General features: G+C 47.0%; 2 protein-coding genes. Both read left to right on the top strand.

Annotated elements, in window-relative coordinates; translation table 11 throughout:
* A partial coding sequence (locus tag QVO97_RS03250; protein WP_288188782.1) for a vWA domain-containing protein occupies nucleotides 1-1,228 on the top strand: 1,228 nt, incomplete at its 5' end.
* Nucleotides 1,229-1,234: 6 nt separating this feature from the next.
* Nucleotides 1,235-1,469 (top strand): hypothetical protein (locus QVO97_RS03245; RefSeq protein WP_288188781.1); only part of this gene is annotated, 235 nt, incomplete at its 3' end.

Below are 1,469 nucleotides of genomic sequence, written 5' to 3'. Positions count from 1 at the left end.
GCGCCGTTCCGTGGAGAAAGCCGTTCTGATGAACGAGAACGAAGGCTTAAACATGGATCTTCTCGCGGACACCAGCGGAAGCATGCAGAATGGAAATATGGAAGCAGCGAAGGATGTTATGCATCACTTCATCGACACCGTACAGTTCGGTGCAGGCGACCGCGTCAAACTGACGCCGTTTAACAGCGATATCGATAAAACAGGCTATTTCACCTCCGATGCCGGACGGTTAAATTCCGAGATCAGCAGCTATGCTGCATATGGCGGAACTAAACTCTATGATTCGATTATCTACGGTGTACAGGATGTTTCCGGTCAGGAAGGTGCGAAATGCGTCATTGCATTTACCGACGGAATAGATGAACACAGCTACAATACGGCGCAGGATGTCGTAAACGTCGTATCGAGATACCGGATTCCGGTCTTCATCGTGCGAATCGGTGATACCTCCACCTCCGGCGCAGACGCAGAACTCCGCCAGATTGCCGAGGCATCCGGCGGAAGCTTTAAAAACATGGCACAGTTCAATGCAGATATGAACGCATTTTACAGCCAGATTTACCGTCAGATCAAAGAGTACTACGTCGTAGAGTACGAAGTGGACGACGCAAAAACGATTCTTGACACCCGGGATGTCTCCGTCTATGTACAGGATGGTAGCAAGGGCGGCGAAAGCGAGATGAACATTAAAGCAGGCGATGAGTTTTTCGAATCGCTGCTCGGAAGTTATCTGAGAAGCTACATCATAGATATGAACAATCATCACTATGAGCAGCTCGAACAATATGTAGACAATACGGTGGCAGCCGACAACACATGGTCAATCCAGTGGCAGATGAAGAAGCAGGTAACCGGCGGATTTTCCAACGTAGCCGAAGAGACGCTGATGGACTATGAGGTAACCAGTGTGACGGTGGAAGATGAAAATACGATTCATTTAAAAGCAAACGAAAATTATGACGTAGTTTACGATGAGGTGCTGGGAGATCTTAGAAAGAGCCAGCGGACGATGGCAGCCGATATCATCAGCTACCTGAATGCACGCGGCTATTCCAATCTGGACGATTCCACCACCGTGCGAGCATGGGCGAAAGTCAACCAGAAGCCGGAGTATATCCTTCGAAAAGGAAGCGATGGCAAGTGGAAGTTTTCGGAGTATGCCGGAAGTCTGACGCTGGATGAAAAACGGCAGTTGTATAGTGCTGAGATAACGGGAAGTACGTGGTAAAGGGAAATGGAAAAAGGTATGAAAAAAATAATTGTATATATTGTAGTGGGAATATGTCTTTTACTAAGCGGGTGTACACAGAAAACCAGTTCATCCGATTTATCAAATGCATTAGAAATGACATCACAGGATGCGGAAGAAAAAATCACAAAATCCTTTCGTGATGAATGGGACAACGGTTCAGCCAATATTTTATGTGATGATAATGGGGCAGTAGTTGGCGTAGAAAGCCGATCGGAAG

This window comes from Clostridium sp. CAG:43, assembly GCF_000434655.1.
Taxonomy (GTDB): domain Bacteria; phylum Bacillota; class Clostridia; order Lachnospirales; family Lachnospiraceae; genus Otoolea; species Otoolea fessa.
The sequence above is the reverse complement of the archived record's forward strand: the minus strand, read 5'-3'. Positions and strand labels throughout refer to the sequence as shown.